Below are 15406 nucleotides of genomic sequence, written 5' to 3'. Positions count from 1 at the left end.
TTCAGAATGTGAAATTCACTTGAACCACTCCGCCAAAGGTATCCATTCGTCCCTGCGTTAGTTGTCCATATGGTCTGCTTAGGTAGAACAGGCCTGGCATGATTGAAATGTGGTTGGAAAAGGGATAGCGATACCAAAGTTCCATGATGTAATTTCCATCATCAGGAGTGGAGCCGTCAGCCAAGGCTGTCGCAAATGTTGGTTGACCAACGGCGAAGGACAGGGAATCTCTAATGCCTGTAACGTCATCCCATTGAAGGCCAACCATCCAGCTTTGTGATTCGCTCACTTTTCGGACGCCTCGGTCGTATTCATTGTATGTAGGATCACTCACGTCATCATTGTTCAGCGTGTTGACCCCCCATCCCACGCTGAGTGATGGTATCCAGCCTGTTTCCTGTGGCCTCCACCAAGCGTTGACGGCAAAGCTGTGAGAATCAGATGTTGTGCCGTACTCCAACCATGATTGGTGCCTTGTGGTTGTTTTTGTGCCTTGTAGGAAATCTGTACCGTTCTGACCATACCGGTAACCAAGAACCAACCCGTATAGAGGTGATTGATAACCAAATTGAGCTGCGATGTTCCCGCGAGATTGGTCTCTCATGAAGCCTCCCGACTCCCCAGATACTTCACCCGAGATGGCCAGATAATTGACAGTGGCAAGCCAATGAGAAGTCATGAATGGATTTCCTGCTTTGCTTCTCCAAGTAACAGCTCCGCCAGCACCTACTGCTTTGTTATAAACCCCAGGAGTACCGAAACTACTGAAATAGTCTAAGATGTAATCTCCACGCACGCCATAGGCAGACGGATAGCTCGCCCACAACCCCATATTCATAATCTTCGGAGCCAGAGTTATTGTGAAGTCATTGCCTAGAGGAAATTTATAGTACATCCGCTCCAGATTAAAGACATTGTCCCCTCCGACGGGAGTGAAAGCGCGGTCCAGAGCTGCAAGAGGCACCGTGGACTTGTAGAAAGGAGTGGCAGGGTTGAAGGTATTAAATGCAGAATTGGAAGCATTACCTGTACGAAGCTGGGCAAGGAAATAATCCTTTCCGGTGAAACTTGCCTTAAAACCCAACCTCAAACTTTGTATCATATGGAAAGCATCCTGCCTAGTTGAATACAATTGGCCAGCAATATTGTCGCTAACGTCTCCGCCATGTTTGATGGAACCCATCATGAAACTAGCTTCTCCCTTGAGTTTCGAGACCGGAGAAAACTGCATTGCCTTCAATTCTCCTACTCTGGCCTCTAATCCATCAACTCTGCCCCGAATTAATGCAAGCTCTGTTTCAAAAAGGTAAATTAGCTTCCTGATTTCATCCGTAACCTCAGATATAGAATCTAAACAGTTGTTCAAGAGTGCAGCTGCTTCGTAACGTGTGATCGCTTGATCCCCCCGTAGTGATTGATCTGGATAGCCTGCGACGCACCCATATATTTCGGCAAGATTTATTATTGCTTGGTATGCCCAATCTGTAGGTTGAACATCAGAAAACTGATCTACAGAAGTGACTTGGTCAAGTTGATCAGCCGTGGGCTCAATATAGGCATCTAGATCTTGGTATGCATAGTCTGCAGGATGCACTTGATCGGCATTGGCGTTGGAGATGAGCAATGCTGAGCAGGTACCTAGAAGAGTCGAGCTTATGAAAAGGTTGCGCATTTGCGGTTTCAATCTTATTTATTGTAGAGATAGACACTGACTTGACACGACATGTATGAATATGTCACGAATCGAAGACGGTTTTCCTTAAGGTTTTTAATCGACGAGTGAAATTAGAAACCCTGTAACCCCCATTTATAGCGAATTATGTATATGGCATTGTGCAGCCCATTGCTTTATGTAAAGCAATGGGCTGCACAATATTAAAAAGTGCCAATCCTCAGCTCAGTGCTCGTTTAATCATCGGGACAAGAGGCTGACATTTTGCTGGAATTTGCAAATCCTTTGGCTTGGCTTCTTTGTGAGTAAAAATTATGTCGACCATCTTGGAGTCTAAGCAAGAGTCAACTCCATATACATTACCTGGATAAGATGCAGCTCTCAACGTGAGCTCATCAAGAGATACATTGATGAGATCGCGCTTCGTATCGTATTTGACGCTATACGAAAGAGGATAATAACCGCTCACTGGATAAGCCTTAGGCTGGGGAATTTTGGCGGAGAAGTCGGGCTTAGAGAGCAGATATTTTCTGGTCAGCATAGGCTCCCAAAATACGATGTTGCCGTTGTGCCCCCCGAACAGGAATATATTAGAAAAATTGTGTGGCTTGAGTTGATCTGAGCTCATGTCTGCATAGTGGGTCCCCATCCTCGGCTCAGAGGTATTTGGGGCACGATAATAACCTTCAGGAAGAAAATCTCTAGGTGGTTCAATGTTTTGTACCAGCAGATCTTCAGTGTCGGGATCGACCATGCTGTCGTTTGTAATTGAATGACGATAATCCGTGGTCGCCATATAGAAGTGCACGTCTAAATGAGGTTCAAAGAAGACATCCTCTAGGGGTCCATGCCCTTCAGGGTTCCAATTCAACCCCATGTGGTTGTAGGCGGTACGATCAGCCTCTTTAGGAAAAAGCATCTCATATTCAAAATTGTGCCACGGACTTCCGTCGATGAGTTTTAGCTTCAGAGTCCCTTTCTCGGGCTTCTCATCATCAGCGGGAAGTCCGTCCAGAGCGGATTTGGTCAGGGTGATCCCCAACCGTCTCGGTGTGCCGGTACCCTTTTCGACTTCTGTCCACGTCCAAACTTCGCCCTTACCCATATTCATTTTATCTCCCTGAACCACCCTTGTCGATGTAGCTGCGTGAACATTTGGAGGGAATGAGAAGCAGAAAAGAACAAGTGATAAAACAAATGCAGAAATTTGATTGGAGAGCTTCCGAAGTTGAGAAATCATGGATTTAAAAGATGCAGATTGATGATTAAAGGCAATGATTTATTTAAAAAGAGGACTGAGGTCTGCAAATACCTGTAGAGACTTAATTTTTTGGTCAATTATAGTGAACAAGTCCAAGCATGTAATGGTTACGGTTTTACCGTCTTTCTTGTGGTATGTGGCATTAAGCTCTATCACCACAATATTCTCGCTTTCGTACGACGATAGGATTTCATGTTCAACTCGTTCAACCATACCTTTAAATCGACCGTAGCTTTGCCCGAGAGCTTCTTTCCCAACGATCACGGGATTGTTTCCCACTTGATAAGTACAATCATTTGCGAAAAAATTTAGATATTCATCTAAATTCGCCGCACCGCCAAGAAACGTTGTTGCATGCTGTAGTGTTAGAGATGCCATTTTGTTCAATGCAGGTTGTTCAGGAAAAGGCTGGTGAAGTATCGATATATGCCTTCAATTCATTGACTTTCCCGTCGCTGAAGTGGATGACATCGACGCATGGAACCGTAACTGATTTGCCATCTTTGCGGTTGTACGTTACATTCATTTCACAAATTACTGTGTTTTCGACCTCCCAAATCGTCGTGATGTCATGAGTCACGGACTCAAACATGTCGACAAGTGGTTCTGCCAAGGCACGTATGCCATCAGGCCCAACGACGGGGTCGAAATTTGCTACTTTGTAGATAGCATCATCAGTAAAGAATTGAACATACGCTGAGATGTCGTTCGATTCAACGGCTGCATAAGCCTCTTTGACAGAAGTTACAAGTGCGGAATTCATAGCTAATTGGGTGATAATAGGATTGATTTAGAATTAAATTCTTTATGCTGTGAACAGCGGAGTTGCATCCATAAAAACTAACATAGCAGAAACCTTCCCGCCTTGAAACTTAAATATATCAAGGCATGGAAGCGGTAAATTTCCACCTTTTTTGAGGGAATAGTTACAAATCAATTCCGTTACTACAGTATCTTCAAGTTCGTATAGGGATTTGATTTCAAAAGAAATCCCCGAAATTGCATCAAGGTGACTAGCCTTGATTGTTGCGGCAATATTCTCTTGCCCAACGGCTGCAGGATAATTACCGAATCGATACTCGGCATCTTCAGTGAGAAGTTCTAAAAATCCCTCCACATTGAAGGATTCAAACATCTTCAAAAGACTGCGTACTGTGTCAGAGTTTGACATCATTGATAGTGAAATTGGATGGGAGTGTGTTTCGAGAAATTGAAAATTAATCCTGGAAAAGAGGATTGATGTCCATAAATATTTTTAGCTCCTTGATCAATGCTCCTTCGTACTTGACGATATCAAAACATGGAAGCGTGACAATCTTGCCACTATGCGAGATGTAGGTCACAACCATTTCAACAAGCAATGTATCTTCGCTTGGAATGGAGATGTTTAGGATGCGATGGTGTAGTCCTTCGCATGACTCAATGAACCCTTGTGATGCAGCTTTGATCTCTTGAGGCGTCCTCGCAGGAGGAAAGTTACCAAATTGGTAGTAGCATTCGTCCGCAAAAAACTTGATAAAGTTGTTGACATTTAGCGCTTCTCCGGCGAGAAAAAGTTTTTTGAGAGTGTCTACATTTTCCCCCATATTGTTGAACTTTGGCCACTTCAGGGTGTGCGGCCATTCCCATTGATAGGTTGCGTCGGTCATGAAATACCTTTAGTTTGTGAGCTTGTGAAGGTCGCCGGATTAGGCTATGTTGATTGCTAACCATCTAAACCTTAGCCATTGCCGAGGCAGTGGTCTCTTCGCTTCACGATGTGTTAATGCACGTCCATGGAGATGCCAATCGGTAATATGGATTACCGTTTCAGTCTGAAATTAGAATTGCCGACGGTATCTTTAGATTGCCAGCTCTAATTGGGTTTTAATTTTTTGCTTTCTAGCTGTAATCTGTAGTTAGTTTGGCTTATCAGGCGGCTCCCCTTTCGCCGAGGCTCCTTTCATTAATCTCAGCTCACAAGTACGCAGAATTAAATCAGATCTTCAGCCGTTGACGAATCAGTGCAACTACTCGACACGAGTGCTAAAATGTGTTGTCGCCTGTCATTATTATGGATCTCAAGGAAAATGCCGTCCTTGGTGATGCTCAACTCCAAGAAGCGCTGAACGGAGTCAATCCCAAATTTGGGGACTTTTGTGTACGTGTTGCTGGAGAGGCCTGGGGTCATTCCTTGATTGATCAAAAGACCAAAGCGATGTTTACGATTCTGCTAGACGTCGCAAATCAATCGTACAGTGGCCCAGGTATTCCTTTTGAAGCCCACGTGACTATGGCCCTAAAGCAAGGGATTACATTTGAGGAAATCGAGGAAATTCTTCTGTTTGCCTGCGTCTACTGCGGCTTTAATAAAGCTGCCGGTGGATTTGGACGCCTTAACGAGCTAAAAGAGAAATACGGATCGTGATTGACTCCTGACTTTGCGAGGGGCAATTAGTTTAAAGCTTGCCCCTGCCCAAATGTTTCAAGTTTCAATTTCTTTGAGGAACAAATCAATCAATTCATCTGTAAATGCAGGGTGCTTGGCTGATATTAAGTCGCCGTCAACACAGCTGCCAGCAGTTCCGTCATCCCCGTATTGAACTTCTGCGCCTGCGTTTTCAACATCGCATAGGATATTGTGGGCGCACGTTACTTTTTTGCCTTCAAGTAGAGTACGGTCAGCGCAAAGCAACCAAAGTGAGTGGCAAATTGTACCAATCTTGACACCATCCGCTTTATTGATCTTCCTTAAAAGTTCAACGGCGGGTGCATCATTCGGTTTTCCTTTTTCAGGCTTAACTGAATACCTCAGGCGATCCGTGGCGTACGCTCCAATGAGGAGAAAACCCTTGTAGTCAGTAGGATTGATATCTGCAACATCTTTAGCGACTGTTATGTGCTCCTCAACCCATCCGTTATCTGGGTTAGAGCCAAACTGAAGTGTTGGATTGCCCCAAAGATTTGAGATGTACTCTAATTCATATCCTGCAGCAGGAAAACGGCGATTGAAGATTCGATATTCCGTCATATCGAAGTGATCTTCGATGAAGACCCCTACTCTTCCTTTCGCTGGACCATGTGAGCTGAGTAACATGATTGTAAACTTAAATTGTTTTGCGGAGTCGGCAGGAACACCTGACTCCCCCATTTTCACTATAGCTTTCCCTCTTGGAACAGAGCATATTTTTACGAGACCATTAGAACCTTGGGTAATTAATGTCTTGGATTCCTCGTATATATTGTATGAAGCATGGATCTTGTCTAAGCGCCACCAATATTTTTCTTGCTCGTTCTCGATTCGATCGTTTATGTGTCACGTGCCACAGGTCTGATTTTCTTGCTGCGCGCCCTCTTTGCGAAGGCTATATTTCAAGTGTTAGCTTCAGCCATTGGTTGGAGCTGATTAAAATTGATTAAACAATTCCATGACGCGCCGCAACTACTACGAAGGCCTGACTGCCGACTATTCACGAGTCGGTCTTGTCAGCGATGAAATGAAGGCCAGTCTGATCAAGCGTTCAGACGAAATTGGCAATATGCAGGAGGTCTCATTACCTGCCATCGGTCCGGATTACACCCTTGAACAGATTGAAGCTGAAAATCGTGAATTTTGGCCGACACATTGTGAAGCTCTCCGTCAGGGTCGGGGCGATTTGTTAACCAAGGAGTATCGTCCGGATCTCGTCTATCACTGTCAGGATGGTCCATATCATGGCATCACTGAGCAGCAGCAGCGGGAAAAGCACTGGTGGGCAATTATTGCTCAGCCTGGCGTAACGATGTGTTGGCCCATCGTGCAGTTCTGGGGTGAGTTCACCCATTTTGAGTGGATCTGTCTGGATGATGCAACCCATGAGCAAATCGCGAAAGGTAGTGTTTGTTGGGTTCGTCGTGGTCATCGTGGCGGCTGCTACTACAAGAGTGAGCAGCTGACCTTCGTTCGTGATGTCTTTGCTTCACAAGAGCTTCTGAAGCTCGTAACCGTATAATTCGAATCCGAGTATGACTTGATCAAAAAAGTCCAAGCCAACACTTTTGGCTTGGATTTTTTTAATGATTTATGATTGCGTCCTCTATCAACAGTGTTTTGGCCTAAATTGGGCTAGCTGGGTGTGATGTTAATTGCTACAGTATCCATGATAGAAAACTCACCTTCTTGGACTGTTGTTGGCTCTATATAGTGAAGGTACTCTTCACCCTTTCTAGTGGTGATGACTAGACCATTCATTCCTCGATCATCAAGCGCGTCCGACAAATCGAAGAATGCATTGTTAATGCTAGTGATTTTTTTGTCAATATTTAGAGATACTGCGAGAGATGGCAATAATCCTTCACTGTGATCAGCACGTGATTGTTCGGTATCGCTGTGATTCGCATGCGAACTTCCACCTGTATAGAAGAAGCTTTTGATTGAGGGGTCTTCTTCGCTTGATCTCTTATCAACTGCGAGTGTTGTAAAATTCGCATAGCTTGTCTGCACGATTTGATCTTTTTTTTGTTCTGAAATTTCATCATCGAGATCGTAGCTTGGGCGTGGCAAAATATAACCACTTGCTACATCTACTTCACCTGTATATCCAGGGAATGGATGAAACATAGTGTCATATGCTTCTGTCGCTTGCGCAACTTTTTTCCCTTTGAATGGTTTGATCCCTGCTGTTTCCTCATCATCAATGTTGTTACCCTGTTTATTCTTAATGACTGATGTTAAGGCGCGCCCATCAAATACTTCCACCATCCCCATGCCTCCAGAACCTTGGCCAACAAGAATATCAACAAAATTATCTGAATTAATGTCTCCAGAGGCGATATTAATGCTTGTTTTCATGCCATAACGCCAAAATGGCTTTATCTTTGCCATTCTCTCGAAATTATTACCGCTATAGATTTCAATCATAGGGTCTGTTTTGGGCCCACCAATCCCAATAATTATGTCCCCGTGTCCGTCACCATTTATATCTCCGACTGCCAGTGACGAGGATATTGATTTGGACTTCTTTTTGCTAAAGGAATTGATTGTTGCTAGAAGATGATCTTCACCTGACAATTCTATTTCGGACTGCTTTTGTTGATCTCTCTTTAATTTATATGAGCCTGTCGCCGATTGACTTACTGAGTCTCCATCATATACATTTATTTGAAAACCACTTTCATTTCTCGCAATCTTTTCTCCGGTAATTGCGATGTCTGCGATATTATCAGATTCCCCCTTGGTACCACCTTTAAAGGTGTCACTGAGTTTGTCCATGCTAAAGAACTTGCCAAAATTGATATCGCCAATTGCGATGTTTAGTTTTTTGCTAAAGTTATCGCTGTTATCGATTGAAAAAGTATCCACCATTGATGATCCTAGCCTGAGTGTGGGCTTACCGGTTTGCTTTTCAGCGCCAATATAGTTCGAGTCAGTGTTGAGGATTACTTTCACTGCCTGCATCATGCCTGCATCTTCGTGAAAGAGAATATGACAATGATTAACATATGCTCCAGTGTAATCTTCGAACTTCATGAATAATTTGGTTTCGAAATTCTGAGGTATCCCATTTATGCTATCAGTGATCGGATTGAAATATGCTGGGCTGCCATAGGGATTATTTGCAGTAGCTGAATCTTGAACATAAGAACTAGCTAGTGTAACTGTGTCGACAAGTTGGTTGGCTGGATATGATGGTATATCCTCTACATTTATGCCATTGATTTCTGTGACAACAAAATCGTTTTGGTGAATGTGAAATGGGTGCCATTCTCCTACAGCACCTGCACCAAAGCCTATGGAACTATTCTGAAGAGTCCATTCTTCAGTGGTCCCCAGCATTGGCATCGCAACTACAGGTTGCTCACTTGGCGAATGCCCAAACCACCTTCCGTTAATCCAATACATGTCTTCAAATGTTGACGGATCATTGTCATCTATAATTCTATTTTCTTCTTGGAGCCGACTATAGTTTGCATCCCAAATAAAGTTTCTCCTTTTTATATTATCATTGGCAATTGCATTTTTTGTATCACTTACCCAAGTGTCAATCTTTTCTGATTCTTCAAGCAAGTATTGAATTGGTTCTGGTGGGGCAGGTCTGCTTGATATTGATTCACCAGTTACCTCTACTGTTGCGAGAACTTGTGCGCCCCAGATTAGGTGGCCATCATGAATTCCTTGGTATGGATATGTGTCTTGATCGTATTTAGCGTTAGAAGCTTGATCAATGCCACCCGGTAAAAGAGCGCCGCTTAGATCAACATCGAAAAGATTTGTATTGGTTACGTTGGCACCAATTAGGTTGACATTATTCAGACTTGATCCTCTTAGGTCAACATCAGTCAAATTCACCAAACCCATGAAGGAGTCATCTAGATCTACATTTGTCAGATCGTATCCTCGTAGATCCCATGTTGGAGGGAAATGCATTCCAGATAGATCAAGAGGTCCCTCAAAGACCTCTCTTCTAAGTTCGTTCCATGTTTCTGCTCCTGCGTAGAGAGCACCTTGAACATCGCTCGGCACAAAATCCGGATTGAACTCAATACTCGGAGTTTCATATAAATTCATAGGGGCTATATTTGCCACTTCTGGGGCCAACTCTCCAAGGATTTCTTCTGTTCCGTTTGCAAGAAAATAATATTTACCTGGTTTTGTAAAAGCTTGCTGAACTGTCATTCGATTGCCGGGAGCCATCACTGGTGTTTCGGTAACAAATTGCAGTGCCTGCGAAACTACTCCTGCTGCATCTCCATCAACGGCGATCACTTGAAATTCCTCAAGCGATAACTCACCTTTGTATTCACGTACAAGTTGGATGACAAAGTGAGAGTTAACGGACTGATTTAGGAATCCAAAAACATTCCATTGACCAGTTTCTACGTCAATGGTTGGATTGTACTGGCCATTAACTGTATGAATTATATTTTCTGTTGGTGTTCCAGCTATCCCTGCTCCATACGCAAATGGGGTACCTGATGGGTCGCCTGTTGGCTGAGTAGGGTCGTAATAATCGGGCTTAAAGTTGTAACCTATGTACGCTGCGTCCGATTTTGTAAATACTTTTGTGCCGTCAACTTCAGTAAATACAGGTGGTGTTCCTATCCTGTATGAGAGACCGTTTGGATCTTGATTGAGTGGGTCATTCGAAGATGCTGGTCGCTCTTGCTGAAGCAGAGATTGTGTTTGAATTGCCATCCAGTAGAAAGAATTATCCACTGGACTAAATTTGTCTATATCATCGGCTTCTTCTTCTGAAGCTAATACTAGAAGTGTTCCTGCGAGCCCGTTTGATACTTGGAGATTTGTTGCTCCGTGAAGGTGGGGGTGATACCATTGAGGTCCAACAAAGTGGTTATCTGGGATTTTTATTTCAGTTTCCCATGCATCCCCAGGTGATAGCGAAAATAGAACGTTATCGCCTGCACCTAGTGGACTTACATGCAATCCGTGTGTATGGAAATTGGTGTCAGCGGCAAGTTCAAGCCCGCTTCTGTTCTCTAAGTCATTGACAAGCCTAATTTTGAGCGTGTCTCCCGGATCTACTACAAGCAGTGGGCCAGGGATGAGTCCGTTGTACGCTTGAAAGCCATCGTCATAGGCTGTGCCATTGTCTTCAGTACTACGCGTTAGTACTCCTAATCCTGGAATCGTGATTTCGTTGAGCTCTGACAGCGTAAGTTCGACATCCAGGACGTCTGACTCTGGTCCCCAGCTCGAGTAATAACTTCCGTTGGGCCCTTCTTCTGAATAGATGCCGTCTCTGTAGTTTTTGTTCCCTTGTTGCCATTCAAGCCATGGGCTTGTGTAGGCAAGCTTTTGGTTATGTTGTGGGAGGACTTTAAGGTATGCTTTCGGATCGAAATTTTGACTCCATGACGAGTGATTTTCCGAACCAATGATGTATGCATCATTAAGAGTCACGGGGCAAGCCTCATCTAATTAACACTAGCCAAGTCTTGAGAATGTATTGCAGATATTTATAATAATAACCTGAAGCTTGTCTTTGCGGGTAATAAGGTTTATTTTATTCTATTCCTTTACTTGGCCAGACATTTTCTAACTTATATTATGAAGGATTGGTTTGGTGTGATATTAATTGCCACAGTGTCCATGATGGAGAACTCTCCTTGTTGCACGGTTGTTGGCTCAATGTAGTGAAGAAACTCCTCACCCTTTTTGGTTGTGATGATAAGACCGCTCATCCCTCGATCATCATGGGCGTTCGAGAGATCGAAGTAAGTACTGTTAATACTATTAATTTTTTTCTCAATATTCAGGGATACAGCGAGTGAAGGCAGTGATCCACCACTGTCATCAGTACTTTCGTCTGCGGAGTTGCTGTTATTGGCGTGTGCACTTCCTCCGGTATAGAAGAAGCTTCTGATCGAGGGGTTTTCCTCGCTTGATTTCATATCAACTGCAAGTGTTGTGAAGTTTGCATAGCTTGTCTGGACAATCTGACCTTTATCTTCTGATGCATTCGGTCTTGGCAGAATATAGCCTGCGGCTACATCAACTTCACCTGTGTATCCTTCATAGGGATGGAACATATCTGCGTATGCCTCCGTCACCTTTGCGACTTTTTTGCCTTTGTATGGATTTACATCTTGAGTCTTTGCTGCATCGATATTGCTGCCATCATTATTTTTGACAACTGATGTTATAGCTCGTCCATCGTAAACTTCGACCATGCCCATTCCACCTGCCCCTTGGCCGACCAATATGTCTACAAAATTGTCAGAATTAATATCACCTGCTGCAATGTTAACCGTTGTTTTAGAGTTGTTTTTTCTAAACGGCTTGATTTTGGCGAGCTTTTCATAATCTTTTCCGCTGTAGATTTCGATCAATGGCTCCGTATCCTTACCTCCAATTCCAATGATGATGTCACCATGTCCATCACCGTTGATATCACCAATTGCAACCGATGACCTCAGTGTTCTCGACTTCTTCTTAGCAAAGGCCTTGATTGTTGTGAGTAGGTTTTCGTCTCCAGCAAGTGTGGTTTCCGCCGATTTACCTTGATCCTTCTTTAATTTATAGGATCCCGTTACAGCTTGATTGACTGAGTCTCCGTCGTATAGCTTGATATCAAATCCTGCTTTATTTCTTTGTACACGATTGCTGACGATGGCTATGTCTGCAATGTTGTCGGATTCTCCCTCAGTCCCCCCTGCAAATGTTTCGGCGAGCTTTTCCCTTTTGAAGTACTTGCCATAGTTGATATCACCGATGGCAATATTTGCCTTTTTGATTCTGGGTCCGAACGCTTGAATGGAAAAATCATCCATCATCGACGTTCCAATCCTGAATGATGGATTTGAATCTTGTCTTTCTGATCCGATGTAATTCGAATCGGTGTTTAATATGATTTTTACTGCTTGCATCATTCCTGCATCTTCATGAAATAGAATATGGCAGTGATTAACATAGGCTCCGGGATAATCTTCGAATTTCATGAATATCTTTGTTTGAAAGTTGAGTGGTATATCATTGGTGCTGTTTGTTATCGGGTTGAAATATGCTGGCGTGCCGTATGGATTTGTTTCCGTGGCTGAACCAGGTATATATGCGCCGGCGAGTGTAACTGTATCTACCAGTTGGTTTGCTGGGTATGATGGTATATCTTCGACATCGATGCCATTGATTTCAGTGACTACAAAGTCGTTCTGATGAATGTGGAATGGATGCCATTCACCCCAAACAGCACCATAACCAAGTGAGCTGTTCTCAAGAGTCCATTCTTCTGTGGTCCCCAGCATTGGCATGGCAACCACAGGTTGCTCACTTGGAGAATGGCCGAACCATCGGCCATTGATCCAATACATGTTTTCAAATGTTGACGGGTCGTTGTCATCTATTCCTGGCCCCGCAACCCTTGAATAATTTGCATTCCATTCAAATTCTCTCTGCTTAATTGATCCCTGCTCGATTGCATCTTTGGTTTCCGCTACCCAGGTATCAATTTCTTGTGCCTCCTCCAGTAAATAGTCGATTGGCTCCGGCGCTGGTGGTCTTTCTTCAAATAGATCACCAGATACCTCTACCGTAGCCAGTACTTGAGCTCCCCAGATCAGATGGCCATCATGGATCCCCTGGAATTGTGTTGGTGCACCAAACGCATTGGTCAGGCTCGTGTTGGCAACTTCAGGTGCGAGATCACCCAGGATTTCTTCAGTACCGTTAGCTAGAAAGTAGTAGGTTCCAGGTTCGGTGAATGCCTGTTGAACAGTCATTCGATTACCTGGTGCCATTACAGGGGTTTCAGTGACGAATTGCAGTCTCTGAGATACGACTCCGGCAGCATCACCGTCAACCGCAATCACTTGGAAGTCCTCTAGGGACAACTCACCTTGATGTTCTCGGATTAATTGAATGACATAGTGGGAATTGACTGATTCATTTAAAAATCCAAATACATTCCAGGCCCCTGTCTCAACATCGAGGGTTGGATTGTATTGTCCATTAACAGTGTGAATGACATTTTCTGTTGGGGTTCCTGCAAGCCCTCCACCGTAGGCAAATGGAGTACCCGATGGATCCCCTCCTGGTGTTATCGGGGAATAGTAATCAGGTTTGAAGTTATATCCAATGTAGGCTGCATCTGATTTGGTGTAATATTTGATTCCATTTATTTCTGTATAGATAGGTGGCGTTCCAATTCTGTAGGCTCCCCCATTTGGATCCTGATTAAGAGGATCTGTATCCGATGCAGGCCGTTCCTCTTGAAGCAGTGATTGAGTTTGGACTGCCATCCAGTAGAAGGAATTATCCACTGGGCTGAATTTGTCCAGATCTTCAGCCTCTTCCTCAGATGCCAGGACAAGTAAGGTCCCCGCCAAGCCATTTGAAACTTGTAAATTGGTTGCGCCGTGAAGATGTGGGTGGTACCACTGGGGGCCAACAAAGTGACTTTCAGGGATTTTGATTTCAGTTTCCCAGGACTCACCAGGTGACAGTGAAACTAGAACGTTATCCCCAGCTCCTTGTGGACTTACATGCAATCCGTGTGTATGCAAATTGGTGTCAGCGGCAAGTTCAAGCCCGCTTCTGTTCTCTAAGTCATTGACAAGCCTAATTTTGAGCGTGTCTCCCGGATCTACTACAAGCAGTGGACCAGGGATGAGTCCGTTGTAAGCTTGAAAGCCATCGTCGTAGGCTGTGCCATTGTCTGCAGTACTACGCGTTAGTACTCCTAATCCTGGAATCGTGATTTCGTTGAGGTCTGACAGCGTAAGTTCGACATCCAGGACGTCTGACTCTGGTCCCCAGCTCGAGTAATAACTTCCGTTGGGCCCTTCTTCTGAATAGATGCCGTCTCTGTAGTTTTTGTTCCCTTGTTGCCATTCAAGCCAGGGGCTTGTGTAAACAAGCTTTTTGTCGTGCTGCGGGAGGACTTTAAGGTAAGCTTCCGGATCGAAATTTTGACTCCATGACGAGTGATTTTCCGAACCAATAATGTAGGCATTCGCTAGATTCATGAAATCAGTTGCATCTAATCAACACTAGCCATGCCCTAACAATGCGACCACATTGATTATAATAAAAATTTGTTATTTCCTATAGAGCGCTTTGGCTTTTATTTATCCCTGCGGCCACGAGTAATCTGTACCGTTGAGGCGATTGTACTGTTGCTGGGCTTCCTTGAAGTTGTCTTTGCAGATCGATCTCACTTGGTTAAACTCAAGCTGCTCGCCATTCGGTCCTTTCACATAGATCAAGCACCAGCCATCGAATGAATCAGGAAATTTGTCAATCGCAAATTCCTTAGAGCCGGCTTCACCCGACGTCTCTTGTTGTTTGCGATGAACTTTGACCTCGGTCAGCCCTCTTTTGTGCGATTCCGCCTCGAGCTTCAACGCAAATTCATTTACATCAACATCGGATCTCAGGAAAAACGATAGGTGAGATACATTCGCAAATCCTACACTTGTAGATATTGCTTTGTATACGTTTGGCGCCCACTGATCTTGTTGGGCTTGCCTGAAATGCAAAAGCTCTAGGGTTGTGTTGCCGAACTGTATAAAGCGCACATCCAGAGCGTCTTTGTTCCCATCTCTTAGGTCCGGGATTCCGCAATCCTCAGCGCTAACGTCATTTTGTATTGCCTTTAATTCATCCTGTTGAAATAGTAGATTATGTAATTCAACACCATAAAATCCATCACCTCCGACCGCCAATCGTCCTCCAAGGATATCGATATAAAAGGTCAGAGACTTTTTGAGGTCGGGAGTGGTTATTCCAAAATGTTGAATGCCTTGCAGGTAATGGCCTAGGGCAGATGGTGATTCTTCCTTATCAACACTGTAAAACTGCATTTTAAGTTAGATGCTCCACCAATCCTAGTTCTGACCGTTTTGCGTGGCAACTGCTTAATCCTTTTGTCAGCTTCTCTTTACACCCTAGACGGCCTTGGTGTGTCGTTATCTGTTGACTACGTAGATGCATCATTCTTCTGTATTGATCCTGCACCACTTTTTGCCTGCCTAGTGTGTTGCAGCTAAACTTTCAGAAG

Annotated in this window: 12 protein-coding genes; 2 read left to right on the top strand and 10 right to left on the bottom strand. The window is 44.0% G+C overall.

The genetic code is table 11. From position 1 onward, the window contains the following. Position 1: 1 nt before the first annotated feature. The 6 genes from SynA1524_RS09870 to SynA1524_RS09845 form a co-directional block, all read right to left on the bottom strand. Positions 2 to 1624 (bottom strand): iron uptake porin, encoded by a 1623-nt coding sequence (locus tag SynA1524_RS09870; RefSeq protein WP_186497469.1) that lies wholly within the window; start codon positions 1622 to 1624, stop codon positions 2 to 4. A 268-nt stretch (positions 1625 to 1892) separates the two neighbouring features. Beyond that, the gene (locus tag SynA1524_RS09865; protein WP_186497467.1) at positions 1893 to 2912 is read right to left on the bottom strand and encodes a DUF5602 domain-containing protein; all 1020 of its coding nucleotides are present in this window, start codon (positions 2910 to 2912) and stop codon (positions 1893 to 1895) included. Between the two features lie 39 nt (positions 2913 to 2951). Then, positions 2952 to 3311: a nuclear transport factor 2 family protein gene (locus tag SynA1524_RS09860; protein ID WP_186497465.1), complete on the bottom strand. Its 360-nt coding sequence runs from the start codon at positions 3309 to 3311 to the stop codon at positions 2952 to 2954. Between the two features lie 19 nt (positions 3312 to 3330). Continuing rightward, positions 3331 to 3696, bottom strand: a complete 366-nt coding sequence (locus tag SynA1524_RS09855) for a nuclear transport factor 2 family protein (RefSeq protein ID WP_186497463.1) — start codon at positions 3694 to 3696, stop codon at positions 3331 to 3333. A gap of 42 nt (positions 3697 to 3738) precedes the next feature. Further along, a complete protein-coding gene (locus SynA1524_RS09850; protein ID WP_186497461.1) occupies positions 3739 to 4104 on the bottom strand; it encodes a nuclear transport factor 2 family protein in 366 nt (121 codons plus the stop codon). Positions 4105 to 4150: 46 nt separating this feature from the next. Continuing rightward, the gene (locus SynA1524_RS09845; protein WP_186497458.1) at positions 4151 to 4582 is read right to left on the bottom strand and encodes a nuclear transport factor 2 family protein; all 432 of its coding nucleotides are present in this window, start codon (positions 4580 to 4582) and stop codon (positions 4151 to 4153) included. 404 nt (positions 4583 to 4986) lie between these two features. Between SynA1524_RS09845 and SynA1524_RS09840 the strand changes: the two genes are divergently transcribed. After that, positions 4987 to 5340, top strand: coding sequence for a carboxymuconolactone decarboxylase family protein (locus tag SynA1524_RS09840; RefSeq protein WP_186497456.1), 354 nt, complete (start codon positions 4987 to 4989; stop codon positions 5338 to 5340). A 57-nt stretch (positions 5341 to 5397) separates the two neighbouring features. On the opposite strand, the gene SynA1524_RS09835 is transcribed toward SynA1524_RS09840, so the two are convergent. Beyond that, on the bottom strand, positions 5398 to 6063 hold the full coding sequence (locus tag SynA1524_RS09835; protein ID WP_286188562.1) for a DJ-1/PfpI family protein: 666 nt from the start codon (positions 6061 to 6063) through the stop codon (positions 5398 to 5400). Positions 6064 to 6340: 277 nt separating this feature from the next. On the opposite strand from SynA1524_RS09835, the gene SynA1524_RS09830 reads away from it, so the two are divergent. Further along, complete coding sequence (locus SynA1524_RS09830; RefSeq protein WP_186497454.1) at positions 6341 to 6904, top strand: hypothetical protein; 564 nt, start codon at positions 6341 to 6343, stop codon at positions 6902 to 6904. Positions 6905 to 7017: 113 nt separating this feature from the next. On the opposite strand, the gene SynA1524_RS09825 is transcribed toward SynA1524_RS09830, so the two are convergent. From SynA1524_RS09825 to SynA1524_RS09815, 3 genes are all read right to left on the bottom strand, one after another. Next, the gene (locus SynA1524_RS09825; RefSeq protein WP_186497452.1) at positions 7018 to 10812 is read right to left on the bottom strand and encodes a multicopper oxidase domain-containing protein; all 3795 of its coding nucleotides are present in this window, start codon (positions 10810 to 10812) and stop codon (positions 7018 to 7020) included. A 140-nt stretch (positions 10813 to 10952) separates the two neighbouring features. Beyond that, positions 10953 to 14372, bottom strand: a complete 3420-nt coding sequence (locus SynA1524_RS09820) for a multicopper oxidase family protein (protein WP_186497443.1) — start codon at positions 14370 to 14372, stop codon at positions 10953 to 10955. A gap of 102 nt (positions 14373 to 14474) precedes the next feature. Next, positions 14475 to 15209 (bottom strand): VOC family protein, encoded by a 735-nt coding sequence (locus SynA1524_RS09815; protein WP_186497435.1) that lies wholly within the window; start codon positions 15207 to 15209, stop codon positions 14475 to 14477. Positions 15210 to 15406: the final 197 nt, after the last annotated feature.

Source organism: Synechococcus sp. A15-24 (assembly GCF_014280195.1).
GTDB lineage: Bacteria > Cyanobacteriota > Cyanobacteriia > PCC-6307 > Cyanobiaceae > Parasynechococcus.
The sequence above is the reverse complement of the archived record's forward strand: the minus strand, read 5'-3'. Positions and strand labels throughout refer to the sequence as shown.

Bases quoted from the DNA above. Each gene is read 5' to 3' on its own strand.
- SynA1524_RS09835 (WP_286188562.1), bottom strand. From the start codon at position 6,063: ATGGGGGAGTCAGGTGTTCCTGCCGACTCCGCAAAACAATTTAAGTTT.
- SynA1524_RS09860 (WP_186497465.1), bottom strand. From the start codon at position 3,311: ATGGCATCTCTAACACTACAGCATGCAACAACGTTTCTTGGCGGTGCG.
- SynA1524_RS09815 (WP_186497435.1), bottom strand. From the start codon at position 15,209: ATGCAGTTTTACAGTGTTGATAAGGAAGAATCACCATCTGCCCTAGGC.
- SynA1524_RS09840 (WP_186497456.1), top strand. From the start codon at position 4,987: ATGGATCTCAAGGAAAATGCCGTCCTTGGTGATGCTCAACTCCAAGAA.
- SynA1524_RS09845 (WP_186497458.1), bottom strand. From the start codon at position 4,582: ATGACCGACGCAACCTATCAATGGGAATGGCCGCACACCCTGAAGTGG.
- SynA1524_RS09820 (WP_186497443.1), bottom strand. From the start codon at position 14,372: ATGAATCTAGCGAATGCCTACATTATTGGTTCGGAAAATCACTCGTCA.
- SynA1524_RS09865 (WP_186497467.1), bottom strand. From the start codon at position 2,912: ATGATTTCTCAACTTCGGAAGCTCTCCAATCAAATTTCTGCATTTGTT.
- SynA1524_RS09830 (WP_186497454.1), top strand. From the start codon at position 6,341: ATGACGCGCCGCAACTACTACGAAGGCCTGACTGCCGACTATTCACGA.
- SynA1524_RS09855 (WP_186497463.1), bottom strand. From the start codon at position 3,696: ATGAATTCCGCACTTGTAACTTCTGTCAAAGAGGCTTATGCAGCCGTT.
- SynA1524_RS09850 (WP_186497461.1), bottom strand. From the start codon at position 4,104: ATGTCAAACTCTGACACAGTACGCAGTCTTTTGAAGATGTTTGAATCC.